This is a genomic window from Thauera sp. 28 (assembly GCF_000310145.2).
GTDB lineage: Bacteria > Pseudomonadota > Gammaproteobacteria > Burkholderiales > Rhodocyclaceae > Thauera > Thauera mechernichensis.
Genome location: NZ_AMXA01000011.1, coordinates 35,836 through 60,890, shown reverse-complemented (window position 1 = coordinate 60,890; position 25,055 = coordinate 35,836). Strand labels below are relative to the sequence as shown.

At 66.4% G+C, this 25,055-nt stretch carries 23 protein-coding genes; 13 read left to right on the top strand and 10 right to left on the bottom strand.

Going from position 1 to position 25,055, the window contains the following annotated elements:
• The first annotated feature begins 18 nt into the window (after positions 1-18).
• The 3 genes from C662_RS09970 to C662_RS09960 are packed head-to-tail and all read left to right on the top strand — an operon-like array spanning position 19 to position 2,497.
• Complete coding sequence (locus tag C662_RS09970; protein ID WP_232433252.1) at positions 19-720, top strand: TIGR04283 family arsenosugar biosynthesis glycosyltransferase; 702 nt, start codon at positions 19-21, stop codon at positions 718-720.
• Complete coding sequence (locus C662_RS09965) at positions 717-1,373, top strand: TIGR04282 family arsenosugar biosynthesis glycosyltransferase (protein ID WP_002928211.1); 657 nt, start codon at positions 717-719, stop codon at positions 1,371-1,373. The genes C662_RS09970 and C662_RS09965 overlap by 4 nt, the downstream gene beginning before the upstream one ends.
• Complete coding sequence (locus C662_RS09960) at positions 1,370-2,497, top strand: FAD-dependent oxidoreductase (protein WP_002928207.1); 1,128 nt, start codon at positions 1,370-1,372, stop codon at positions 2,495-2,497. Before C662_RS09965 ends, C662_RS09960 begins: the two co-directional genes overlap by 4 nt.
• On the opposite strand, the gene C662_RS09955 is transcribed toward C662_RS09960, so the two are convergent.
• The 3 genes from C662_RS09955 to C662_RS09945 all read right to left on the bottom strand — a co-directional run bounded on the left by C662_RS09955 (position 2,494) and on the right by C662_RS09945 (position 4,579).
• Positions 2,494-2,691: a zf-HC2 domain-containing protein gene (locus C662_RS09955; RefSeq protein ID WP_002928203.1), complete on the bottom strand. Its 198-nt coding sequence runs from the start codon at positions 2,689-2,691 to the stop codon at positions 2,494-2,496. The two genes, C662_RS09960 and C662_RS09955, sit on opposite strands and share 4 nt — an antisense overlap.
• Positions 2,688-3,299 (bottom strand): sigma-70 family RNA polymerase sigma factor, encoded by a 612-nt coding sequence (locus C662_RS09950; RefSeq protein WP_002928195.1) that lies wholly within the window; start codon positions 3,297-3,299, stop codon positions 2,688-2,690. The genes C662_RS09955 and C662_RS09950 overlap by 4 nt, the downstream gene beginning before the upstream one ends.
• A 95-nt stretch (positions 3,300-3,394) precedes the next feature.
• Positions 3,395-4,579, bottom strand: a complete 1,185-nt coding sequence (locus C662_RS09945) for an aminotransferase-like domain-containing protein (RefSeq protein WP_037984416.1) — start codon at positions 4,577-4,579, stop codon at positions 3,395-3,397.
• A gap of 61 nt (positions 4,580-4,640) precedes the next feature.
• Between C662_RS09945 and C662_RS09940 the strand changes: the two genes are divergently transcribed.
• The 8 genes from C662_RS09940 to C662_RS09910 all read left to right on the top strand — a co-directional run bounded on the left by C662_RS09940 (position 4,641) and on the right by C662_RS09910 (position 11,193).
• A complete protein-coding gene (locus C662_RS09940; protein ID WP_002928192.1) occupies positions 4,641-5,087 on the top strand; it encodes a MarR family winged helix-turn-helix transcriptional regulator in 447 nt (148 codons plus the stop codon).
• A 129-nt stretch (positions 5,088-5,216) separates the two neighbouring features.
• Positions 5,217-5,921: a hypothetical protein gene (locus C662_RS09935; RefSeq protein ID WP_002928189.1), complete on the top strand. Its 705-nt coding sequence runs from the start codon at positions 5,217-5,219 to the stop codon at positions 5,919-5,921.
• A 15-nt stretch (positions 5,922-5,936) separates the two neighbouring features.
• On the top strand, positions 5,937-6,257 hold the full coding sequence (locus tag C662_RS20520; RefSeq protein ID WP_269745235.1) for a thioredoxin family protein: 321 nt from the start codon (positions 5,937-5,939) through the stop codon (positions 6,255-6,257).
• On the top strand, positions 6,154-6,432 hold the full coding sequence (locus C662_RS09930) for a DUF2789 domain-containing protein (RefSeq protein WP_332306956.1): 279 nt from the start codon (positions 6,154-6,156) through the stop codon (positions 6,430-6,432). The genes C662_RS20520 and C662_RS09930 overlap by 104 nt, the downstream gene beginning before the upstream one ends.
• An 88-nt stretch (positions 6,433-6,520) precedes the next feature.
• Positions 6,521-7,435, top strand: coding sequence for a glutathione-dependent disulfide-bond oxidoreductase (yghU, locus tag C662_RS09925; RefSeq protein WP_002928184.1), 915 nt, complete (start codon positions 6,521-6,523; stop codon positions 7,433-7,435).
• A 122-nt stretch (positions 7,436-7,557) separates the two neighbouring features.
• Positions 7,558-9,243 (top strand): glucose-6-phosphate isomerase, encoded by a 1,686-nt coding sequence (gene pgi / locus C662_RS09920; RefSeq protein WP_002928182.1) that lies wholly within the window; start codon positions 7,558-7,560, stop codon positions 9,241-9,243.
• The gene (locus C662_RS09915; RefSeq protein ID WP_037984425.1) at positions 9,236-9,979 is read left to right on the top strand and encodes a response regulator; all 744 of its coding nucleotides are present in this window, start codon (positions 9,236-9,238) and stop codon (positions 9,977-9,979) included. Before pgi ends, C662_RS09915 begins: the two co-directional genes overlap by 8 nt.
• 251 nt (positions 9,980-10,230) lie before the next feature.
• Entirely contained in the window at positions 10,231-11,193 is a 963-nt protein-coding gene (locus tag C662_RS09910) for a TerC family protein (RefSeq protein ID WP_002928176.1), read from the top strand.
• Positions 11,194-11,337: 144 nt separating this feature from the next.
• On the opposite strand, the gene C662_RS09905 is transcribed toward C662_RS09910, so the two are convergent.
• A complete protein-coding gene (locus tag C662_RS09905; protein ID WP_002928172.1) occupies positions 11,338-14,331 on the bottom strand; it encodes an ATP-binding protein in 2,994 nt (997 codons plus the stop codon).
• A 154-nt stretch (positions 14,332-14,485) separates the two neighbouring features.
• On the opposite strand from C662_RS09905, the gene torT reads away from it, so the two are divergent.
• On the top strand, positions 14,486-15,625 hold the full coding sequence (gene torT, locus C662_RS09900; protein ID WP_002928170.1) for a TMAO reductase system periplasmic protein TorT: 1,140 nt from the start codon (positions 14,486-14,488) through the stop codon (positions 15,623-15,625).
• Between the two features lie 68 nt (positions 15,626-15,693).
• On the opposite strand, the gene C662_RS09895 is transcribed toward torT, so the two are convergent.
• A complete protein-coding gene (locus C662_RS09895) occupies positions 15,694-18,342 on the bottom strand; it encodes a molybdopterin-dependent oxidoreductase (protein WP_002928168.1) in 2,649 nt (882 codons plus the stop codon).
• Positions 18,343-18,586: 244 nt separating this feature from the next.
• On the opposite strand from C662_RS09895, the gene C662_RS09890 reads away from it, so the two are divergent.
• Positions 18,587-19,426 carry an aldo/keto reductase gene (locus tag C662_RS09890; protein WP_002928166.1) on the top strand — a complete coding sequence of 280 codons (840 nt, stop codon included), beginning with the start codon at positions 18,587-18,589 and terminating at the stop codon, positions 19,424-19,426.
• 84 nt (positions 19,427-19,510) lie between these two features.
• On the opposite strand, the gene C662_RS09885 is transcribed toward C662_RS09890, so the two are convergent.
• The 5 genes from C662_RS09885 to C662_RS09865 form a co-directional block, all read right to left on the bottom strand.
• Positions 19,511-20,056, bottom strand: a complete 546-nt coding sequence (locus C662_RS09885) for an arsenate reductase ArsC (RefSeq protein ID WP_002928163.1) — start codon at positions 20,054-20,056, stop codon at positions 19,511-19,513.
• A 28-nt stretch (positions 20,057-20,084) separates the two neighbouring features.
• Positions 20,085-20,918 (bottom strand): phosphate ABC transporter ATP-binding protein PstB, encoded by an 834-nt coding sequence (pstB, locus tag C662_RS09880; RefSeq protein WP_002928155.1) that lies wholly within the window; start codon positions 20,916-20,918, stop codon positions 20,085-20,087.
• Positions 20,918-22,306: a phosphate ABC transporter permease PstA gene (gene pstA, locus C662_RS09875; RefSeq protein WP_083485751.1), complete on the bottom strand. Its 1,389-nt coding sequence runs from the start codon at positions 22,304-22,306 to the stop codon at positions 20,918-20,920. The genes pstB and pstA overlap by 1 nt, the downstream gene beginning before the upstream one ends.
• Entirely contained in the window at positions 22,303-23,679 is a 1,377-nt protein-coding gene (gene pstC, locus C662_RS09870; protein ID WP_002928151.1) for a phosphate ABC transporter permease subunit PstC, read from the bottom strand. Before pstC ends, pstA begins: the two co-directional genes overlap by 4 nt.
• A gap of 119 nt (positions 23,680-23,798) precedes the next feature.
• Positions 23,799-24,824 (bottom strand): substrate-binding domain-containing protein, encoded by a 1,026-nt coding sequence (locus C662_RS09865; protein ID WP_002928149.1) that lies wholly within the window; start codon positions 24,822-24,824, stop codon positions 23,799-23,801.
• Positions 24,825-25,055: the final 231 nt, after the last annotated feature.

Below are 25,055 nucleotides of genomic sequence, written 5' to 3'. Positions count from 1 at the left end.
GAACGGACGCCAAGGTCCGTGCACGATGGCGCTGAGAACGACGTGTCGATCGTGATGCCGGTGCTCGATGAGGCCGCCGGCATCGTCGCGCGCCTGCAGTCGCTGCAGGCGCTGCGCAGGCAGGGGGTCGAACTCATCGTGGTCGACGGTGGCAGCCGGGATGACACCGTCGAACGGGCCGGCCCCCTCGCGGACCGGGTCGTGAGCACGGGCCGTGGACGCGGGCGGCAGATGAACGCCGGTGCGGCCTGCGCGCGTGGCGGGGTGCTGCTCTTTCTTCATGCCGACACCACCCTGCCGCGCGCTGCGATATCGGCTGCAAGCCAAGGGCTGGCCAGCGGTGCCGTGTGGGGGCGCTTCGACGTTCGCATCGTGGACGGCCCCGCGGGGATTGCGGTGGTCGCCTGGGCGATGAACCTGCGCTCGCGCGTCACCGGCATCGCGACCGGAGACCAGGCCATGTTCTGCACACGCGCGGCCTTCGCGGCGGCGGGTGGCTTTCCCGAGATCGCGCTGATGGAGGACATCGTGCTCTCGCAGCGCCTGCGTGCAATCTCGCGTCCGGCCTGCCTGCGCCAGCGGGTGGAGACGTCCGGCCGGCGCTGGGCGCGTCATGGGCTGGTGCGCACGGTGCTGACCATGTGGTGGCTGCGCCTGCGCTTCTGGCTCGGTGCCTCGCCGGATACGCTTGCGCGCGCCTACGGATACACCCCGCGATGAACGACGACGCCTCGACGCGCATGGAACTGGCAATCCTGGCCAAGGCGCCGCTGCCCGGCCTGTGCAAGACCCGCTTGATTCCGCACCTCGGCGCGGCCGGCGCGGCGGCGCTGCAAGGCTGGCTGCTGCAGCGCACGGTGGCCACCGCGGTGAACGCCGACATCGGGCCGGTCAGCCTGTGGTGTGCGCCCGACGAAACCCACCCCGACTTCCAGCGCTGCCGGGCCTTCGGCGATGTCCGCCTGCTGCCCCAGCCACAGGGCGATCTTGGCGCCCGTATGCATGCCGCAGTTGCTGCAGCGCGCACGCCGGCGGGCACGCTGATCATCGGCACCGACTGCCCGGCGCTGACGCCCGGCTTGATCCGGCAGGTGGCCGACACCCTCGGCCGCCACGACGCGGTGCTTGTCCCCGCGGAGGATGGCGGCTATGTGCTGGTCGCGCTGCGTCGTGCAGATCCGCGCCTGTTCGAGGCCATCGACTGGAGCACGGATCGCGTCATGGCGCAGACGCGCCTGCGCCTGCAAACCCTCGGTCTCGACTGGCACGAAACCGCGCCCCTGTGGGATGTCGACCGCCCGGCCGACTTCGAGCGTCTGACCGCAGGCATGCCGGCGCTACGCGCGCTGGTCGCCACGCCGGAGCAGGCATGAAGCGCCTCGTCCTCGCCGGCGCCGGGCACGCCCACCTGCACGTGCTGCGCACGCTCGGCGCGGCGCGCTGGCCGGGCGTGGAGGTCGTCCTCGTCACGCCCTACCCGCGCCAGATCTATTCCGGCATGGTGCCGGGCTGGATCGCCGGGCACTACCGCCTCGAGGACTGCGTCGCCCCCGTCCTGCCGCTGGCGGCTGCCGCGGGTGTGCGCGTCGTCCAGGATGCCGTGTGCGCAGTCGATGCGGAGCGGGGCCATGTCACGCTGGCAAAAGGCGGCCGCATCGACTTTGACGTGCTGTCGCTGGACACCGGTGCCGGCCTCGCCATGGATGAAGGCCTATCGGACCACCCTGGGCTGCTGCCGGTACGCCCGCTCGAGTCCTTCGTGACGCGATGGGAGCGGGCGCTGGCAACGCTGCTTGACGACGCGCAGGCGCGGGTGGCCGTAATCGGTGGCGGCGCGGCGGGCGTCGAACTCGCGTTGGCAGTCGCGTACCGACTGCGTCGCGAGACCGGCGCCGCAGTGCAGCGGGTGACACTTGCATGCGGGGGTGGCTTGTTGCCGGGGCACGCGCCCGGGGTCGTCAAGCGCGCGCGCGCAGCGCTGGCACGCCAGGGCGTCGAACTCGTCGAACAGCGGGTGCGTGCCGGCACATCCGCACTGGAGACCGAGGCGGGAACGCCGCTTGCCGCAGCGTGGGTGATCGCGGCAAGCGGCGTGGGCCCACCCGGCTGGCTCGCCCAATCGGGGCTGGCGCTCGCGCCGGATGGCTTCATCGCAGTGGGTCAAGGGCAGCAGAGCGTATCGCATGCGAATGTGTTCGCCGCGGGCGACGCCGCTTCGCGCATCGACGCACCGCACGCCAAGTCGGGCGTCTATGCGGTGCGTGCGGGCCCGGTGTTGAGCGGGAACCTGCGGCGTGCCCTGGAAGGGCGCCCCATCGAGGCCTATCGACCGCAACGCCGCAGCCTCTACCTGCTGGCCACCGGTCCACGCGAGGCGATCGTCTCCTGGGGGCAGGTGGCGGCAAGCGGGCGTCTGGCGTGGCGATGGAAGGACTGGATCGACCGGCGTTTCATGCGCCAGTATCAGCCCGCGTCCCAGCGCGGGCAGCCCACTTAAGGCTCACCGCCCGTGTTGCCCTCGCGCAAGCGGGCCGTGGCCTTGCGCAGCACGTCCAGGTGGCGGCCATAGTTCGAGCAACCCTTGCACATCGCGGTGTGCATCTTCAGCGCCAGGCGCTCGCGCAGGTCGAGCGTGCGCTCGTAGCGTTCGGACATGAGCCGGGTCGCGTCCTTGCAAGTCATCATCTTCATCTACGCTCTCCCTGGAACCAGCGATTCTCCAGACACTCCCTCAGGCCCAGCCGCGCGCGGTGCAGGATCACGAAGCAGTTGTTGCTGGTGATGCCGAGCTCCGCACAGATCTCCGTGGTCTCGAGTTCCAGAAGCTCACGCATCGTGTAGACGCGAGCGATGTGCTCGGGCAGGTTGTTCATGCAGACGTCGAAAACCGTCCAGAACGCCTCCTGTTCGAAAGAGGCTTCCGGGTCCGACCAGGTCGATGGCCGGTCATCGGGGTTCCAGTGGCCGCGCTGCTCGAACAGCGCGTCGAAGTCCTCCAGGCCGGCATCGACCTCTGCGCGCGCAGCGAGGTCGCTTCGGCTGATCTCGCGCGCCGACGCGCGGATGTGATCGACGATCTTGTTGCGCAGGATCGCGAACATCCAGGTCTTGAAGGCCGACCGCCCGGCGAAGCGCTTGGCGCCGGTCATCGCCGCCATCAGCGCCTCCTGCACCATGTCCTCGGCCGCGCCGCTGTCGCGCAGTTGCATGCGTGCGAAGCGCAGCATGTCGCGCCGGATCGCGGTGATCGAGGCGTCGTCCCAAGGCGGGCTCAGGGCCTGCGCGCTGACCTCGGTCATAGATTGCTCCTGTCTTTTGTCTCCGCAAGAATACCGCGATCGCGAAGACGACAGCTCCGTGCGCAGTTGCAGCAGACCCGCGCACGAGCTGGTGCTCAACGCGCCGCCACCCTGCCGGCTTCCGGGTGCTCAATCGCGCGCCGGACAAGCTCGGCCAGCACGGCCAGCCCGCGCTCGATGCCCGCCTCGTCCGCATGGCTGAAGTTGAGCCGCATGCTGCCGTTCGCGGCTGGCTCGCCGGCATGGAACAGCTCGCCCGGCATGAATGCCACGCCGCGCTCGATCGCTGCGGGCAACAAGGCACGGGTGTCGACCGGCGCCAGCAGGTCAATCCAGAAGAACAGACCGCCAGGCGGCGTCTGCCAACGCGCGAGATCACCGAAATGGCGCTGCAGCGCGGCGGCGAAGAAGTCGCGCTTGCGCCGATAGGCGTCCACCACCCGCTGCATGCGCTCTGCGCGGTCGGGCGAGCGCAGTTGCGCCAGCACGACATGCTGGCTGACGCGGTTGCTGTGCAGGTCGGCCGCCTGCTTCAGACGCACCAGCAGCGGCACCAGCGCGGGCGCGGCCACCAGATAGCCCAGGCGCAGGCCGGGTGCCAGCGTCTTGGAGAAGGAGCCCTGGTAGATCCACGGTGCGCGCTCGAGATGAGTGCACACCGGCGTGCGCTCGCAGGCGTCGTAAGCCAGGTCGCGATACGGATCGTCCTCGAACAGCGGCACGCCCAGGGTGTCGCAGGCGCGGGCGAGCACAGCGCGCTCGGCGGCGTCGTAGCAATGGCCGGTGGGGTTCTGGAAACTCGGGATCGCATAGGCCAGCGCGGGCGGCACATCGGCGTCGAGGCCAGCGAGCGCCTGCCGCGGGCGCAGTGGCGCAAAACGGGCTCCGAAGAAGCGGAACACTTGCAGCGCTGCGAGGTAGGTCGGCTCTTCCACCGCCACCGTCGTACCCGGGTCGATGAAGAGCTTTGCCACCAGATCGATGCCCTGCTGCGATCCCGACAGCACGAGCACCTGGTCGGCCGTGCAGCGCAGGCCGATGGCGGCGACCTCGGCCGCGATCTGCTCGCGCAGCGCCGGCTCGCCTTCGCTTGGGCCGTACTGCAGCACCTCGCGCGGCAATGGCATGCCCGACAGATCGGGAAAGCTGTCTGCCGACGGCAGGCCGCCCGCGAACGAGATCATGCCGGGACGATCGATGACGGCGAGTATCTCGCGGATCGCAGAGGGTTGGAGGCGATCCACGCGCTCGGAAAGCTTAGGCTGTTGTCGGCTGTTCATGGCTAAGCGTCAATGTTGTTGACCTTTTGCCAAGATAGGCACCTCCGCCTATCATGTCAACATGCTTGACCAATCAACAACCGACGCATTCGACGACAAGGACCCGCGTCGCGCGATCGAGCGCTTCTACTTCGCCTACCGCGCCTTCACCGCGGGCGCCGACCAGTTGCTGGAAGCGCGTGGCCTTGGGCGCGTTCATCACCGCGTGCTCTACTTCATCGGCCGCAATCCCGGGATTTCCGTCGGCGCCCTGATCGACGCCCTGGGTGTCAGCAAGCAGGCCCTCAACGCCCCGCTGCGCGAGCTCGTCGAACGCGACCTGATCCGTGCCGAGCCTGCCGCCGAAGACCGCCGCGTGCGTCAGTTGTCGCTCAGCGCACAAGGCCAGGCGCTCGAAGCCCAGCTCACCGAGATCCAGACCGACCTGCTCGGCCGCGCCTTTGCCGATTGCGGCGGCGAAGCGACCGATGGCTGGCACGCAGTCATGAAGCGACTCGCCGCCAACTGAACGGGCCGGACGGCAAGCACCGGCGCGACATCCCGGCGACGCTCGACGACGCAGCATCCGGCACGGACACCTGAGGTGTTCCCCACTCCTTAAACTGTATAAAATATCAGTCACCCAGGAAGACTGATGATGACTCACGACCAGATGACCCTGTTCGCGGTCCCGACCGCCCCAACCGAGTCGCAGCCCGCGCGTCAGGCACTACCTCGGCGAGCGGTCCGGACACGCTCCGCGCCCGACGATGCGCCCCAGGCTGCGCTGCTGCCCCTGCAACTGATTCCCCACGAGGCCACACCCGCCATGACCGATAACGAGCCCCTGCCCTCCATCGCCCCCGCTCCCGACGACACCCCGGACGCCATCCGCAGCGACCGCCTGTGGCAGCTCGACGGCTGGACCGCCCGCGTGATCAAGAACGAGGACGACGACGGCTGGGCGGTGGAGATGCTCAAGGACGGCGAGGCCGAGCCGGCGCTGGTCGGCCCATGGACCATGGGGCGTGACAAGAAGAACCCCAAGCCGCTCGACCAGGCGGCCTTCAACACCCTGGTCAAGACCGCGACCGAAGTGCTGCAGCGCCATGCCCAGCAGGCCCACGCAATGCTGCACAAGTCGCTCACGGTGTTCGCACTTGACGCCCAATGGGACGTTCGCCTCGACATCACGCCGGACGAGTACGAGCCCTTTGCAACCCTGAGCGCGTACGACGAAGCCGGCGATGAAGTCGCCCAGGTACGCGTGGCGCCGGACTTTCGCCTCAACACCACGAGCGCGACGGCCTGGATCGTCAGCGGCTTCGCCCGCCCTGGAGGCCGGGGGCCTTTCGACGACTGAGCCAAGGGCAAGCAGATCGCGCTCGAGAGGGTTGAGGGCATACAGAGAATCATGAACTATGGCGTGATGTCGACACCGGAAGTGGTCATCGACGGTACTGTAGTGCACACCGACAGAGTGCCCGCACGCAGCAAGGTCGAAGGCTGCTTCCGAGCATGCCCGGCTGTGCAGGACTGCCGGGCGAGCGCAACCATTGATGGCGGAAAACGCGGCTGTCGCAGCCTTTCGGCTCATCGTCATCCTTGCAACAGGATTCAACGAAAAGGAGTTCACCATGGAAACCGGTATCCACGCCTTCAGGGACCTATTCGCTCAACTTGGCTTGCCAAACAGTGACGCTGAGATCGCCGATTTCATCCGGGCTCACAGCCCACTGCCCGACTTCGTGAAGTTGGCGGACGCGCCATGCTGGACGCAATCACAGGCGGCCTTTCTGCGCGACGAGTTGGCAGAAGACGCCGACTGGGCCGAGGTCATCGATCAGCTCAGTGCAGCGCTGCGGCGCACTTGAGCGGAAGATTTAGCGGCCGACATGGCGCACACCAGATGGCCTATCATGCCGCGAACGGCTTGGCCGGAGAGCCCGGGAACGATCGATCATGAGCAACTCGCAGTCACAAGCCCCAAGTCAGGGCCTCAGCAACACCGACGCCGACACTTACACCCCGCCCAGGGTGTGGACCTGGAACAAGCCCAATGGCGGACACTTCGCCAGCATCAACCGTCCGATCGCCGGCGCCACGCATGAGCGCGAGCTGCCGCGCGGCCGGCACCCGCTGCAGCTGTACTCGCTGGCCACGCCCAATGGCGTGAAGGTGACGGTGATGCTCGAGGAACTCCTCGCGCTCGGCCATGCCGGGGCGGAGTACGACGCCTGGCTGATCCGCATCAACGAGGGCGACCAGTTCGGCAGCGGCTTCGTCGGCGTGAATCCGAACTCGAAGATCCCCGCCCTGCTCGACTGCAGCAGCCCGCAGCCGACCCGCGTGTTCGAGTCCGGCGCCATCCTGATGTACCTGGCCGAGAAGTTCGGCGCCTTCCTGCCCACCGCGCCGGCACAGCGCGCAGAGTGCCTGTCGTGGCTGTTCTGGCAGGTCGGCAGCGCGCCCTACCTCGGTGGTGGCTTCGGCCATTTCTACGCCTATGCGCCAACCCGGATCGAGTACGCCATCGACCGCTTCTCGATGGAGGTCAAGCGCCAGCTCGACGTGCTCGATCGCCGCCTGGCCGAAAGCCGCTTCGTGGCCGGGGACGACTACACCATCGCCGACATCGCGATCTGGCCCTGGTACGGTGCGATGGCGAAGGGGCTGCTCTACGACGCGGGCGAGTTCCTGCAGGTCGAGGACTACACCCATGTCGTGCGCTGGGCCGATGAGATCGCGCGTCGCCCCGCGGTGCAGCGCGGGCGCATGGTCAACCGCGTCACCGGCCCGCTGGCGCATCAGCTGCACGAGCGCCACGACGCAAGCGACTTCGACACCCGCACCCAGGACAAGCTGCAGGAAGTCTGAATGGCGGACCCGCAAGGGGGCTGAAGCCCCCCTGGCCAGTGTTGCGGACGCGACGATTTCAAGCGTACGGGATAGACGATAGAATGGCCGCCCACCCAGTCACGGCCGATCGAGTGCCCGCAATGAACCAACCCGCGCCCCGCCCCAGTACCACGCAGCTGCCCGCCTGGCAGGCTCTTCGGGCCTGCTGCGAGGCCGCGGCCGGGCGCCATATCGCCGATGAGTTCGCTGCCGACCCCGGGCGCGCCGAGCGCATGCACACCGAGGCCTGCGGCATCTTTCTCGACTATGCCAAGAACCGTGTCGATGCGCCCACCCTGGCCCTGCTTTTCCAGCTCGCACGCGAGGCCGGCGTCGCCGAGCAGCGCGCAGCCATGTTCGGCGGCGAACGCATCAACCGCACCGAGGGGCGCGCGGTGCTGCACGTGGCGCTGCGCATGCCGGCAGGCAGCACGCTGATGGTCGACGGCGACGACGTGGTGGCGGACGTGACCGCGGTGCGCGAACGTGTCCGCCGCTTCAGCACGGCGGTGCGCGAGGGCGGATGGCGCGGCCATGATGGCCGTCGCATCACCGACGTGGTCAACATCGGCATCGGCGGCTCCGACCTCGGCCCGCAGATGGCCTGCGAGGCCCTGCGCGACTTCGCCCACCGCGAGCTGAGGCTGCACTTCATTTCCAACGTCGACGGCATCGCACTCGACCGCCTGCTGGGCACGCTCGATCCAGGCACGACGCTGTTCATCGTCGCCTCCAAGACCTTCACCACCCAGGAAACCCTCACCAACGCCAATGTCGCACGGCGCTGGCTGCTCGGCCATGCGGGCAGCGAAGCGGCCATCGCCCGCCACTTCGTCGCCGTGTCGACCAACACCGAGGCCGTTGCACGCTTCGGCATCGACACTGCCAACATGTTCGGCTTCTGGGACTGGGTGGGCGGGCGCTATTCGATGTGGAGTGCGATTGGCCTGCCGCTCGCGCTGCAGATCGGAGCCGAGCGCTTCGACGAGTTGCTTGCGGGCGCGCACGCAATGGACGTGCACTTCCGCGACACGCCCTTCGAGCACAACCTGCCCGTCATCCTGGCCTTGCTCGGGATCTGGAATGTCGACTTCCTCGACGCGCCCACCCAGCTCATCGCCCCCTACCACCAGGGCCTGCACCGGCTGCCCGCCTACCTGCAGCAGCTCGACATGGAATCCAACGGCAAGTCGGTGCGATCGGACGGACACGCGGTCGGCTGCCACACCAGCCCGGTGATCTGGGGTGAGACCGGCATCAACGGCCAGCATGCCTACTTCCAGATGCTGCACCAGGGCACGCGCCCGGTGCCGGTGGATTTCATCGGCGTGCTCGAGCACCCCGCCCATCTGCACGCACAACACCGCATCGCTTTCGCCAACATGGTGGCGCAGGCCGAAGCCCTGATGCGTGGCAAGCGCGCAGCCGAGGCTGCCGCAGAGATGCACGCCGCCGGCCTGCCGCAGGAACGCATTGACGCACTGCTGCCGCATCGGGTGTTCGCCGGCAACCGCCCGAGCAACACCCTGCTGCTCGATCGCCTCGACCCTCGCACCCTCGGCGCCCTGATCGCGCTCTACGAACATCGCACCTTCGTGCAAGGCGTGGTGTGGGGAGTCAATCCTTTCGATCAGTGGGGCGTCGAACTGGGCAAGCAGCTCGCCGGGCGAGTGCTCGAGGACATGGATCGCAGCACCGATATCAACGCCCATGACGCCAGCACGACGGCCTTGATCGACCGCTACCGCCGTGGCGCGCGCGCGACAGACCCCGCCCAACATGCGTGAGGCCCGCGTCCCCACGCTCCTGGTGGTCGATGACGACCTCGTCGCGCAGGCAAGGCTCAAGGCCTATTTCAGCCAGGAAGGCTATCGCGTGCTCGCTGCCGACGACGGCGAAGGCTTCTGGGCTGCGCTCGCGCGCGACGCAGTCGACCTGGTGCTGCTCGACATCAACCTGCCTGGGCAGGACGGCCTGTCGCTTGCCCGAGCGCTGCGTGCACGCGACGCCGGCATCGGCATCATTCTGGTCACCGCGCGCAATGACGACATAGACAAGATCGTCGGCCTCGAGGTGGGTGCCGACGACTACGTGACCAAGCCCTTCAATCCGCGCGAACTGCTGGCGCGGGTGAAGAGCCTGCTGCGGCGCAGCGGTGAACACGCAGCTACAGCCGAGGCCAGCACGCGCCCGCTGTGCTTCGGCGGCTGGACCCTGGATCTCGCAAAGCGCCGCCTCATCGATATCAACGCGAACGAAGTCGCGCTCACCCGGGGTGAGTTCGAGGTACTGGCGCTGCTCGCACGCCACCCCCAGGAGGTACTGAGCCGCGATCGCCTGTCGCGCGCCGTTAGCGGTCGCGACTGGGATCCGCAGGATCGCACCGTGGATGTCCTGATCCGCCGCCTGCGCGGCAAGCTCGATGGCGGAACGGGCGATGACGGTGCCCCCTCGCTGATTGCCACCGTACGCGGCGAGGGCTACCGGCTGGCGGTAGACGTCACGTCAGCGCCCTGTGCCTGAGCGCTCACAACCCACCTCTTGACTTCGCCGCGGCGCGGCATACACTCGCACTCCATCAAGGGGAGTAGCTTTTTCGCCCCGGCATCGTCATCACGGCAGACCGGTCTCCAGACCGTCTCCCGGTGCCGGGGGCAACGATCGAATCCGTTGCAAGCGAGACCTTGCCCAAGGGCAAGGTCCGTGCTGCGACAGCACGCAAGGGTCTGTGTCCTTCGGGAACAGGCCCTTTTTCGTTTTTTGCGGAGTGCGCGGTGGACTCGATCGGTACGTGGTGGATGTGGGTGGCGTTCGCCACCATCGTGGTGACGATGCTGCTGGTGGATCTGGTCGCCTTCGGCGGCGGCAAGCAGCATCGAGTATCGCTCAAGGAGGCGGCCGGCTGGTCGCTGGCCTGGGTCACCATGGCGATGCTCTTCGCAGGCGGCTTGTGGTGGTACCTGGACGGCGCATTCGGCCGCGCCATCGCCAACGAGCAGACGACCGCCTTCGTCACCGGTTACCTGGTGGAGAAGTCGCTCGCGGTCGACAACGTCTTCGTGTGGATGATGATCTTCAGCTTTTTTGCGGTGCCGCTCGAACTGCAGCGCCGTGTGCTGCTGTATGGCATCGTCGGCGCGATCGTGCTGCGCACGATCATGATCTTCGCCGGCAGCTGGCTGATCAGCGAGTTCCACTGGATCCTGTACATCTTCGGTGTCTTCCTGATCGCCACCGGCATCAAGATGGTGTGGTTCGCCGAACATGACCCCGACCTGGACAAGAACCCCTTCATCCGCTGGATCCGCAACCACTATCCGGTTACCGAAAAGCTCGAGGGGGAACGCTTCTTCGTAGTGCGCGACGGCGTGCGCATGATGACACCGCTCTTCCTCGCGCTGGTGCTGGTCGAGATCTCCGATGTGATCTTCGCCGTCGACAGCATCCCCGCGATCTTCGCGATCACTACCGACCCCTTCATCGTGCTGACTTCGAACCTGTTCGCCATCCTTGGGCTGCGCGCGATGTACTTCCTGCTCGCCGACCTCGGTGACCGCTTCGAGCTGCTCAAGTACGGCCTGGCCGCGATCCTGGTCTTCATTGGCACCAAGATGCTGATCGTCGAGTGGATCAAGATCCCGGTGCTGGTATCGCTATCGGTGGTCGCCACCATCCTCGCCTGCTCGGTATTCGCCAGCTTGTGGCACGCCGCGCACAAGTCAAAACCGGCTTCCTGAGCAACCGCGGGCGCTGCGGTCGCTACGCATCCTGGGTGCGCTCAGGCTTATCTGGGTCGTACCCTCGATGCACAAGGTCATCAGTGCGCCATTGAGAAGCCATTCCCGGCCTTCAGGCCAGCGCTCGTGGCCGCCTGCCGCCCTTCAGCCACCACTGCCCAACACCTGGTGCAGCGCCCGCAACGAGCATTGGTAAGCGTCCGCCAGGCTGGCGACACCCAGGCCAAGCGGTTCGCCACCAGCCTTGCACTCCAACTCGAAGTCTGCTGCCAGTTCGCCAAGGCGAACCAGCCCAATGCTTTGCGCCGCGCCGCGCAACTTGTGCGCGTGGCGCGCGCATCCCATGGCGTCGCCCTGCGCTGCCGCTTGCTCGAGTTCAGCCAGCAGGGTGTCGCCCTGGCGCTCGAACACTGCGGCGATGTCGGCAACCGCCGCAGTACCCAGGGCCGCCTGCTCGCTGCGCAGGAACGCCAGATCCACCCAAGCCGATACCGCCGCAGTCGGGTCCAGCGCGGACTGCACCTCACTGTCTGCCATCACCGCCCGTACAGGAGCAACCGGTGCCGCACCATGGAGCAGTCCGCTCAGCAAACTACGCAACTGCGCCCGCGAGAAGGGCTTCGGCAGAAAGGCGGCGAAGCCCGCCCGCAGCAGGGCTTGCACTTCTTGGGCGGGTACATGGGCAGACATCAGCACCGCCGGCAGGTCACGCGTGGCCGGCGAGCTGCGCAAACGGGCGAGCAGTTCGCGCCCATCGCCATCGGGCAGGTTCATGTCGATGAGCGCGAGCGCAAGCGGCTGGCTCGCCGCGATCTCCAGCGCGTGGTGGATATCGGGCGCGCTCAGCACCTCTTGCTCCAGCGCCTCGAGAAAACGCTCGATCACCATCCGGTTGACCGCGTCGTCCTCCACCACCAGCACGCGCTGACGCGTCGGCAGGGCGTACGGGGTGGATGCGTTGGCGGCCTGCACATTGTCTTCCCCTGCACGCTCGCCCTGCTCCCCCTGCGCTTGCACCTCATCCACTCCAACCTGGCGCTCGAAGTACAGCTCAAAGTGGACCGTCGTCCCCTCGCCCAGTCTGCTCTGCAGGCCGATCTGCCCGCCCATCGCCTCGACCAGACGCTTGCACACCGCCAGTCCAAGCCCGGTGCCGGCATCGTGGCGACCACTGTCGCGCACCTGCACGAAGGGGTCGAACACCTCGCGCTGGCGCTCGGGATCGATGCCGATGCCATGGTCCTGCACCGCAAAGAACAAGGTGTCCGGACGAGCGCCACAGGTGATGTGCACCGTTACGGCTCCCTTGTCGCTGAACTTGATCGCATTGCCAACCAGGTTGAGCAGGATCTGGCTGAGCTTGCGGCGGTCGCCGTGCAACAGATCCGGCACGGCGGGGGCGATGTCCGCCACCAATGCGAGCCCGCGTACCGCTGCGCGCGTGCCCTGTACCGCGAACACATCGTTGACGGTGTCGCGAAGGCTGAAGACGCTACGCTCCACATGCACGCCGCCGGCCTCGATGCGAGCGAAATCGAGCATATCCTCGAGCAGCTCGAGCAACAGCACCGCGGCGGCGCGCATCTGCACCGCATACTGGTGCTGCTCGGGCTGCAAGGGACTATCCTCGAGCAGTTCGAGCAGGCCGAGAATGCCCGCCATCGGGGTCCGCAGCTCATGGCTGACCGTGCCGAGGAAGGCTGTCTTGGCGCGGTCGGCACGCTCCGCCGCAGTGCGGGCACTGGCGTGCTCCGCCGTCTCGATTGCCAGTGCGGCATTGCTGCTGCGCAGCTCGGCAGTGCGCTCCGCGACCTGCCGCTCCAGCGCCTGCTGCTGCTCGCGCAAGGCCTCGGCGAGGCGATCGCGCTCGAGGGCATCGTTGCGAAAGTGCACCAGGGCACGCGACAGCGAAGCGATTTCGTCATCGCCGGCGGTGTCGATGACGACGTCGCGCCGGCCCGCGGCCAGCGCCAGGGTCGCCTCCTCCAAAGCCAGCAGGCGGCCGAGCGTGTGGCGACGCAGGACATGGATGATGACGAGCGCCGTGACCAGCAGCAGCGCGCCGCCAATGGCACCGAACGCCACCAGGCCGGAGGTGGCGCTGCGCTCGGCGGCAAGACCAGCGGCGGCGAGCAGACGGCCGCCACGGTGAATCAGCTCGCCGGCGAGGGCGTCGAGCTCGGTGGTGAGCTGACCGATCTCGGCCTGCAGACCCTCGGCGCTGCTGCGCAGCGCGATCTCCTGCCCGCGCAGGGCGAAAGCACCCGCCGGCGCCAACGCAGCCCCCAGGCCTGCATGCAGCATCTCACCCTCGGCCCTGCCCGCTGGGTCGGCGATATCACGCAGGCGCCGCCCGAGCAACACCCGTTCGGCGTCGAAGGCCTGGCGTGCGGCCCGCAGGCGGTCTTCGCCGTCCACCTCATCGAGCCGGTCAAGCAAGCCCCCGAGCGCATGGGCAGCGAGCACGAGCTCGTGCATGCGCTCGAGTGCATCGAGGTCCAGATCAAGCAGGCGGTCACGAGCACCCGGCCGCACAGCCTCAATCGCAGCAGAGGACGCCTCCCCGTCCTGCAGCAGCACAGTCAGCGTGGACACGAGCAAGGCCGTAGCGTTGTCGGACTGCGTGCGGGCCAGCGCGTCGAGTGCATCGACCTGGACGCGCAGGCGCTGACCCTCTGCCACGCTGGCCTCACGCAGCAGCAGGCGTGCACCGACCGTATCGGCCATTGTGCGCAGGCGTTCGGCAAGACGGCTGGCGGTGGCCATCAGGCGGCTGCGCAACTCGGCCTCGACGTGGGCGGCCGACAGGCTGTCCAGGCGCTCACGCACTAGGGCAAGATCCTTCTCCAGCGCTGCCTGCAGTTGCGCCAGCTCATCCCTCGACTCGACACGCCCCAGGCGCGGCGCCAGCGCTGCCAAGCGGGCGTTGCCGCGCACCGTCTCATGCAGTGCGTCAGCCGCCGGCAAGGTATCGCGTACGATGGCCTGCTGGCTTGCCACCACGCGCTGGAAACTGACCCAGCCCACCACGGCAACCATCACGGTGCCTAGCGCAGCCAGCAGCAGCCCGAGCAGCAGGCGCTCACGCAGGCCGAAGCGGCGTCGGGGCGGGGCTTTGACGTAAGATGAGGCGTCCATAGTCAGGGCAAGCGCGGGCGGTGGGGAAGGACGGCAGAAGGTGGCCATCACACGCTCGCGCGTCCGGGCGCTGGAGCACGACCAACCGCCTTACATTCATGCGACGAGCAGTAAAGACATGGTTTCATCTTACCGGCACCGGAGCACGGGCAGCATGTCCATGTGCGCACTATGCGCACCGATCCTCGCCGCGCTGCTGTCCCTCGCCCCGGTGCCGGCCGCATCGGCGTCAAACGGCATGGAATGGGCGCTCGAGCGCTGGGAGGGTGATGGCCCAGCCCGCCTGGATATTGGCGCCCCAGAATCCACCCGCGCGCCGCCACAGCTGCCGCGCATCCCCGCATCACGGCCGTGGACCTTGTGTGCGGTGTACCCGCATCTGAAGGACAGCTATTGGCTGGCGGTGAATTACGGCATGGTCGATGAAGCACGCGCGCTCGGGCTGGGCTTGCGAGTGTTGATGGGCAAGGGCTACGAGAATCTCGAAAGCCAGCGCGCGGGCGTTTCGGACTGCATCGCCGACACGCGCACCGATGCGCTGCTGGTCGGCACGGTGAGCTTTGCCGGCCTCAACGACCTGCTCCGCCCTTATGCGGCGCAGCACCCCGTACTGGGGTTGGTGAATGACATCGATGCCAGCGTGGTGCGCAGCCGGGTGGGCGTGCCCTGGTACCAGCTCGGCTGGCAGATCGGCCGTTGGTTGGCCGAACGCCACCCGGCGGGCAGTGCGGAGGCGACCGTGGCCTGGCTCCCCGGGCCGCTCGAAGCGAGTTGGGTCAACTTCGTCGACCGTGGCTTTCGCGCCGCCCTCGACGGCAGCGCGGTGCGCATCGTGGTCGTTAGCGGCGGCGACACGGGGCGCTCCATTCAGCGTCAGCTGATCGAGGCGGTGCTCGACGCTCACCCCCGGCTCGACTATCTGGTGGGCAACGCGCCGATGGCCGAGGCGGCAATTGCCGAACTGCGCCGACGTGGCCGCGAGGACAGCGTCGGCATCATCGCCTCCTACATCACGCCGGGCGTGCACAGCGGCCTCGCACGCGGTCGCATCCGTGTATCGGTAAGCGATTTCCCGGTGCTGCAGGGTCGCCTGGCCGTGCGCCAGGCCCTGCACCTGCTCGAAGGCCGGGCTGTCGAACCCTACCTGGGCCCCAGGGTTGAACGCCTGGATGCGGATAATCTGGCTCAGTATCCGCTCGACTGGATGCTGCCGCCAGCCGGTTTCGTCCCCATCTACGAGGTTATCCCCGTCGAGCAGGAGAAGCCTCGTACGACGACGCCGGCCCGGCCATAGGCCACTACCGGCGTCTCGCAGATGCACGCCCTGGCTGCACACCCGGGCGTGCCATCAGGCTCACGCGCTCAATCGGCGCGCGCGTTCTTGTGCAGGAAGTCCAGCACCAGCTTGCGTTCGTCCTCGGTCAGGCCGGCGCGCGGGAACATGCTCTCGGTGATGCCCTGCCACTGCTTGACCGTGAAGTCGCCCGGCTCGCGCGGCACATGGCACAGTGTGCAACGCTCGTAGAACAGCTTCTCGCCCGGCGTCATGCCTGCGGTGGCCGAGGCCTTGGCCTTGGCTGCACGCTCGGTGAGGCTGAAGGCTGCGGCATCGATGCGGCCGGAGGCGTTTTCGACCAGGGGTGGCTCGTACGCACGGTTCGGCCCCTCGACGTCGGTGCATTTGCGGAAGGACGCCAGGCAGGTGTTGGCGCTGGTCGCCTGGCTGAGATCGCTCGCTGCCACGCTGGTGGTGAGCACGTTGATCGCCCCGCTGTTGCAACGGCCCTTGCTGTCTTTCGACAGCCAGGCCCCTTCGTAGATGCTGATGACACCCTTCATGATGTTGGGCGACACGCGGGCGCCGACGATCAGCGCGCCGCGGTCGTTGTAGACCTCGATCAGGTCGCCGTCCTTGATGCCGCGCTCACGGGCATCCTCCTCGCTGACCAGAGCGAACTCCCGGCCGTCGATGTTTAGATGCTTGGCACACTCGGCGTTGGCCATCTGCGAATGCACGCGCATGTAGGGGTGCGGGCTGACCACGTGCACCTGGCCGGGCTTGGCGTTGCCGAGAAACTCCGCGGGCTCGAGATACTTCGGGATCGGCGGACATTCCTCGGTACCGAAGCGGGCAAAGCTCTCGCAGTAGAGTTCAATCTTGCCCGATGCGGTGTGCAGCGGGCTCTTCTGCGGATCGGTGTAGAAGTCACCATGGCGCACCCAGCCGCGTGCGGACTCGGGCACCTCCATCTCGGCAACACCGGCTTCCCAGAACGCCTCGAACGGGATCGTGGCGTCGGTGTTGGCATAGCTGTTCTTGACAATGTCCATCACGGTCAGGCCTTCGGTGAAGCCGTACTCGACACCGAAGAGCTCGGCCAGGCGGCGGAAGATCTCGAAGTCGTCCAGGCTCTCGCCGTAGGGCTGGATCACCTGACGCATCGCCCAGATCTTGTCGTTGCTGTAGGTGCCGCCCGTGCTGATGTCGTCGCGCTCGAGGTGGCTGGTGGCCGGCAGCACGATGTCGGCATAACGCGAGGACGCGCACCACCACGGGTCCTGATTGACCACGGTGTGCACCTTCTTCGCCATCGCCTCGATCAGCTCGTTGGTGTTCTGCTGGTGATGGACGAAGTTGTTGCCGGCGTTGTAGATCATGTGCACATCGGGGTATTCGAAGTGCTGGCCGTCGCGGGTATAGGCCTTGCCCGGGTTGAGCAGCATTTCCGAGATGCGCGAGGCCGGGCAGCGCCCCTTGGCCGGGTTGCGCCCCTGCGGAATGCCGACTGCACCGCGCTTGCCCGACACCGGCATGCCGCCACCGCCGTAGTGCCACGAGAAGCCGACGCCTTCGCCTGGCTTGCCGATCTTGCCGGTCATGGCGGCGAAGGCGATGATCGCCCAGTGGCTCATCTCGCCGTGGTGGGCGCGCTGCAGCGACCAGGCACCGGCAAACTCGGTACGCTTGCTGGCGAACAGATCGGCCATCTCGACGATCTTGGCCGCCGGGATGCCGGTGATCTTCTCGGCCCATTCCGGGGTCTTGGGCGGGGTTCCGTCGGCGTCCTTGCCCAGCAGGTAGGGCAGGAATTTCTCGAAGCCGACGGTGTATTTGTCCAGGTAGGCCTTGTCGTACTTGCCGGTCGTATACACATGCCAGCACATCGCCAGGAACAACGCGGTATCGGTGTTGGGGATGATCTTCACCCACTCCGCGCGCATGGCCTCATCGGTGGTGGTGCGCTGCGGGTTGATCGACACGAACTTCACGCCGGCATCGCGGATCGCCTCCCAGCGCGAATACATCTGGTGGTCGGCCACCGTGTATTCGATGCGGTTGTTCTTCCACGGGTCGCAGCCGACCAGCACGAACACCTCGGTGTGGTCGCGGATCACCTCCCACGAGGTCTGCGGCGAATACACCTCCATGTCGCCGATGATGTGAGGCAGGCTGATCTGCGAAGCGCCGCCCGAGTAGTCGCCGGTGGTCACGCTGTGGCCGCCGATGAGACCGAACAGGCGACCTTGCAGCACTTGCGGGCGCAGCACGCCGGCGTGCGACCAGCCGCCATAGGAGGAACTGAAGAGCGCATCGTTGCCGTGCTCTTCGATCGTGCGCAGGCTGGCGTCGGCCACCAGGGCCAGCGCATCTTCCCAGGACACGCGCACGAACGGCTCCTTGCCGCGCAGGTGGGGCTTGGTGTCACCGCGTGGATTGGCGAGGTAGGAGCGACGCACCATCGGGTACTGCACGCGGGTCGGGTGGTAGGTGCGACTGAGTACGCCCTCGAGCAGCATCTGCGTGGGCATGGGGTCGAAATCCTTCAGCGGCTGCACGCCGATCAGCACGCCGTTCTTGACCACCGCCTTGAAGGGGCCGTAGTGCGAGGCGTGCGGAATCAGTATGGTGTCCGAACCGAACACCTCGTTGACGCCGAAAAGCTTGAGGCCACCCGTGGCAATGGCGATGGCGGCGGTGGATTTCAGGAAGGCGCGGCGGCTGAGCGACATGACGATTCTCCTCGAGCGGATCTGGTTTGCGTAAGGCCTCGCTTGGCGAGTGCCTTTGCTGAGGATCATCTTCCACACCCACGGTTAACACCGGCCGGAGAATTGCGAATGGACGCTGCGGATGTGTTAATCACATTCACATGGCGGCACACGCCACCACGGCTGGCGGCAGCGGACAGCCCTGCGTTATGCTCGACGCCACTCCCCCCGGCGCTCCGCGCCAACGATCTCAGAGAACGAGACCATGACCCAACGCATCCAGCCCGCGCCCTGCCTCAGTCTGTTCAATGGCGTGCAGATTCCACAGCTTGGACTCGGAACCTGGCCGATGAACGATGCCGAGTGCGCCGTCACCGTGGCCGCCGCGCTGCAGATGGGCTACCGCCATATCGACACCGCCGAGAACTACGAGAACGAGCGCGGCGTCGGCGAAGGCATCCGCAACTCGGGCGTCACGCGCCGCGAGGTGTTCGTTACCACCAAGTTCAATCGCAAGTGGCACAGCGTGGACGGCGCCCGTCAAGCCTGCGAGGCCAGCCTGAAACGCCTCGGGCTGGACTACATCGACCTGCTGCTCGTGCACTGGCCCAACCCTGACCAGGACCGCTACCTCGAAGCTTTCCAGGGCCTCGTGAAGCTGCTCGAGGCTGGTGTCGTGCGTGCAATCGGCACCTCCAACTTCAAGCCCGCCCACCTGCAGCGCCTGTTCGACCTCGGCCTGGTGCCGCACCTCAACCAGATCCAGCTCGACCCCTACCACCTGCGCGACGACCTGGTCGCCCTCCACCGCGAGCGCGGCATCGTCACCGGCGCCTGGCGCCCGCTGGGCTGCGGCAACGCCATGCTGGCCGACCCGGCGATCACCGCGATCGCCGAGCGTCACGGTCGCACGAGTGCGCAGATCGTGCTGCGCTGGCTGGTGCAGCAGGGCTTCGTCGCCACGCCAAAATCCTCCAACCCGACGCGCATGGCGCAGAACTTGGCCATCTTCGACTTCGCTCTCAGCGATGACGAGATGGCGGCGCTGGGCAGGCTCGACCGCCCCGACCCCGAGATGTTCGACGCCGATCGCTTCGGGCACTGAGCCACCCGCACAGCACGAAGGGGCGCCGCGGCGCCCCCTCTTGTATTCAAGCCCCCGGCGGCCCAGCATGGGCCTGCCCCTAGCTCAGCCTGCGCGCTCGTCGTCGATCGCACCGACGCGCGGATCCTCGAACCCGATCTGCCCGATCTCGTCCATCCGCTTCTTCAGGCTGAGCCGATCGAGACTCGCAATCGGCAGGTTCACGAACACCGCGATTCGGTTGCGGAGCATCCGGTAGGCCTCCACGAATGCCAGTTGCTTTTCTGCGGCGCTGCCTTCGACCACCACTGGATCGGGAACCCCCCAATGCGCCGACATCGGCTGCCCGGGCCATACCGGACACACTTCCTGCGCCGCTCTATCGCAAACCGTGATCACGAAGTCCATCTCGGGCGCCTCGCCACCGGAGAACTCGTCCCAGCTCTTTGAACGCAACTCAGCCGTAGGGTAGTTCGTCTTCTGCAGCAGTTCCAGCGCGCGCGGATGAATCTCTCCTTTGGGCTCACTACCCGCAGACCACGCCCTGAAGCGTCCCCTGCCCTCCTGGTTCAGGATGGCTTCGGCGAAAATCGAGCGCGCGGAATTGCCCGAGCACAAGAAAAGGACGTTGAAGCACTCTTCGTTTGCCATGCGTTCTTCCTGAGATCTCTTGCTCGTGTCAACCGAAACGGCCGGTGATGTAGTCCTCGGTGCGTGTGTCCTTGGGGGAGGTAAAGATCACCTCTGTCTTCCCGACCTCAACCAGGTCCCCCAGATGGAAGAAGGCCGTGCGGCTGGAGACGCGCGCCGCCTGCTGCATGTTGTGGGTGACGATGACGATGGTGTAGTTCGAGGCCAGCTCGGTGATGAGCTGTTCGACCTTCGCAGTCGCGATCGGGTCCAGCGCCGAACAAGGTTCGTCCATCAGGATGACCTCGGGGCTCACCGCTACCGCACGCGCGATGCACAGGCGTTGCTGCTGGCCACCGGAGAGACCCGTACCGGGCTGGTCGAGGCGGTCCTTGACCTCTTCCCACAGGCCAGCCCGCCGCAGGCTGCTCTCTACGATGTCATTGAGCTCGCTCTTGGATGCGGCCAGGCCATGCAGGCGCGGGCCATAGGCGATGTTCTCGTAGATGGACTTGGGAAACGGGTTGGGCTTCTGGAACACCATACCGACGCGCGCGCGCAGAAGCACCACGTCCAGAGAGCGGTCGTAGATGTCTTCGCCGTCGAGCTCGATCTTGCCGGTTACCCGGCAGCCATCGATGGTGTCGTTCATGCGGTTCAAGCAGCGCAGGAAGGTCGACTTGCCGCAGCCCGAGGGGCCGATGAAGGCAAGCACTTCCTTCTCGTAGACATCGAGATTGACGCCGTGCAGCGCTTCCTTGTCGCCGTAGAACACACGGGCGTCACGCGCCTGCATCTTCACTGCCGGCGTCTCAGCCGACTTTGCCGCTTCACCGACGGCAGCGGGCGCCTGGCGCAGTACATTCGATTCCATTTTCATCATCACCACCTTTGTTCGAACCGTTTGCGCAGGAGGATCGCCAGCGCGTTCATGCTGATCATCACCGCGAGCAGGACAACGATCGCCGCGGAGGTTCGTGCTTCGAAGAAGTTACGCAGTTCGTTGCCCTGCCACAGGTAGATCTGCACCGGCAGCGCGGTAGCCTGATCGAAGGGCGTCGCCGGCACCGATGCGACGAAGGCGCTCATGCCGATGAGCAGCAGCGGTGCGGTCTCGCCGATGGCCTGGGCGACACCGATGATCGCGCCGGTGAGGATGCCCGGGAGCGCCAGCGGCAGCACGTGGTGGAAGATCGTCTGTGTCTTCGAGGCGCCGATGCCGAGCGCCGCCTGGCGGATCGACGGCGGAATCGCCTTCAGGGTCGAGCGCGTGGCGATGATCACCGTCGGCAGGGTCATCAGCGACAGCACCAGGCCGCCAACGATGGGCGCCGACAGCGGCATCTTGAACCAGTTGATGAACACTGCCGCGCCGAGCAAGCCAAAGATGATCGAGGGCACAGCTGCGAGGTTGTTGATGTTCACCTCGATGAGATCGGTGAACTTGTTGCGCGGCGCGTACTCCTCAAGATAGATGGCACTCGCCACACCGACCGGCACGGCAATCAGGATCACGATCAGCATCATGTACAGCGAGCCCATGATCGCCCCGGCAAGACCCGCAGAGGCCAGGGAACTGCGCGAGTCCGGGTTCATGAACAGCGAGGTGCTGAACTTCATCTCGATCACGCCGCGCTCGTAGAGCGCGTCGGCCCACTGGCGCACCTCGGGCGGCAACTGCTGCTGGCTGTCGGGCAGGTCACGGTCGATGTTGCCCTTGAGCCAGACATCCACGTTGGCATCGGCGAGCAGGCGCAGGGTGACCCGCTGACCGAGCAGCTCAGGATTGGCGACAAACATGTCGCGCAAACCGAAACGCTCTCCGCTCGTCACCAGCCGGCGCACCAGAGGACGCTTGGAGGCGGCCTCGGGAAGGTGCTCGATCAGCGCATTCTCGATGACGCGGTTCCAGTTGACCATGGTCACCTGGGTCTGCCAGGCAAGGTCGCGGTCGCGCAACTGTGCGGGCGTCTCGCCGGGCTGCGCCTGCGGACGCGGCTCGACCTTGACGATCTCCGGGTCGAAATAGACGGGGATATTGAAGGTTGCCTGCCAGAACGCCGGGATGCCCTTGGCGAAGATGGTAACGAACAGCAGGGCCACCATGGCCAGGCCGAACAGCACCGCCGACATGCCGGCCGCACGGAAGCGCATTTCAGCGGCATGGCGGCGCCCGAGCGATTTTTTAACCAACTCATGCTGCGGCGTCCGCTGTCGGCCGGACTGCGGAGGAGCGTGGGGGGTGTCGTGGGTCACGGCTTGATCACTCATTCATATTGCTCGCGATACTTGCGCACGATATAGAGCGCGACGACGTTCAACGCCAGCGTGATGACGAACAGCGTCAGACCCAGAGCGAAGGCGACCAGGGACTGCGGGCTGGCGAAATCGAGGTCGCCGGTAAGCTGATTGACGATGGTCACGGTGACCGTCGACACCGCTTCGAAGGGGTTCGCATGCAGCACCGGGCTGTTGCCGGCAGCGAGCACCACGATCATGGTCTCGCCGATGGCGCGGCTGGCGGCAAGCAGAAAGGCGCCGACGATGCCTGGCAAGGCTGCCGGCAGCACCACGTTGCGGATCGTCTCGGACTTGGTGGCGCCCAGGCCCAGCGAGCCGTCGCGCATCGCGCGCGGGACCTGGGTGATGATGTCGTCCGACAGCGAGGACACGAAGGGGATGATCATGATGCCCATCACCACACCGGCGGTCAGCGCGCTGGTGGCGCGGACATCGAGGCCGACCGCGAGGCCGAGGCCGTGGAAGAAGGGGCCGACGGTAACAAGGGCGAAGAAGCCGTAGACGATGGTCGGAATGCCCGCCAGCACCTCGATCACCGGCTTGGCGACCGAGCGCAGCCAGCCCGGCGCGTATTCGGCCATGTAGATGGCGGTCATGAGGCCGATCGGCACCGCAATCAGCAGCGCGACGATGCTGACCATGATCGTGCCCCACAGCAAGGGCAGCAGCCCGAACTGGCCCTGATCCCCACTGCCAACCGTGGAGAAGCGCGGATTCCACACCGTGCCGAAGAAGAAGTCGACCGGATTGACGAACTGGAAGAAGCGCATCGCTTCGCCCAGCATCGACAGCACGATGCCGATGGTGGTCAGGATGGCGATGGTCGAGCAGATGATCAGCAGCGTCTGTACGACACTCTCGACCTTGTTGCGCGCGCGCAGCGCCGGCGAGATGCGACGGAGCGTAAAGACCAGCCCTCCGACTGCGAGCGCCGCCATCAGGGCGATCATGGACATGCGGCCCGTACCCTGGAGTTCACTCACACGCGCAGCCGCCGCAAGCTCGTAGGCAGCAGGCTGATCCGAGACCCCAAAGCCGCTCGCAATCGACTCCACCCGGCGCAGGATGACGTTGATCTGGTTGCCGTCGAGTGCAGCCACCTCGGGCGGCAACTGCTCGATCACCACTGACCGGATCATGCTCGGCTCGATCATGGACCACAGCAGGAACACCGCCAGCGCAGGCAGTCCGCACCACAGCGCGACCAGCAAGCCGTAATAGCCGGGACGGGAGTGCATCCTCACCGCGCCACCAGCCGCCACCGAACGGCTGCGCAGGACGCCGAACTGATAGGCGAAGCCCATCAGCAACAGCAGCGCACCGATCATGATCCAGTTATCCATGTTTTCTCCGCAGCCGATGCCCTGGATTAAAGCCCCGGAAACAGGTTTCGTTTCACGGGGCCGGGCATCATTTACTCAAGCCGGGGGCGTCAGCACACTGGCGACGCCCCCGAGGTGCATCACTTGACGACTTTCTCAGCACGCACGTCGGCGAGGATGCGGGCACGCTCCTCATCGCTGAGCGGGATCAGGCCAGCACCTTCGAGCTTGCTGCCTGCGCCCGACACGTCCTCGCTGAGGAAGAACTCGGCGTACTCCTTGAGGCCGGGAACGACACCCAGATGCTCGCCCTTGACATAGAAGAACAGCGGGCGCGAAACCGGGTACTCGCCGCTGGCGATCGTCTGCAGGCTCGGGGTGACGCCATTGACCGTCGCCACCTTCAGGCGGTCGCGGTTCTGGTCGTAGAAGGACAGGCCGAACACGCCGACAGCATCGGCCTGAGCCTGCAGGCGGGCCAGCGTCTCGGTGTAGTCGCCGGCGATCTCGATGATGCGGCCATCCTGGCGCAGCGTGTTGCAGAAGGTCTTCTGTGCATCCTTGTCGAGCGCCTTCACCTCGGCGAGCGATTCGCAGCCCGGGTGGGTGACCTTCTCTTCGAAGACTTCACGCGTACCGTGGTTGGAGGCCGGAATCACCAGCACGATTTCCTGGTCGGGCAGTGCGCTGTCGATCTGCGACCAACGCGTGTTGGGGTTGGCGACCATCTTGCCACCAACCGGCACCTGGGCTGCGGCAGCCAGGAAGACCTGCTGCGGCGTGAGCGCGAAGCTGCCCTTGTCGGCGCGCGAAGCGAACACGATGCCGTCGTAACCGAACTGGACTTCGATGATCTTGGCGACACCGGCCTTCTGGCAGCTCTCGACCTCGGCGGGGCGGATCGGACGCGAGGAGTTGGCGATGTCGATGGTATTGACGCCAACACCCTGACAGAACTGGCGCAAGCCGCCACCCGAACCACCGGAACCGACCACCGGCGTCTTGAACTGCGGGAAAGCGCTGCCGAACTCTTCCGCCACGATGCTGGCGAAGGGCAGGACGGTGGACGAACCTGCGATCTGCAGGTTGTCGCGTGCCATGGCAGGCGCGGCGACCGAGGCGGTCATGGCCACGACGGCGGTTGCGATCAGGCTCTTCTTGAACATGTACAGACTCTCCAGATTCGTGAATTCATCTTGCCACTGCGGGCCGGTGCCCCAGTCACACGGGGAACGGACTGGATTATCAGGACCCAAGATGACAGTTCTGTTAAACGTCACGAAACAATCGCAGGGGCAGCATCTGCAATACTTCCAGATGACATTAAACCCCTCGACTTGAGAACCTGAACCTCATATGTGACAAGGGCTTGCCGCGATTCCGCAGCAAGCCCTTGC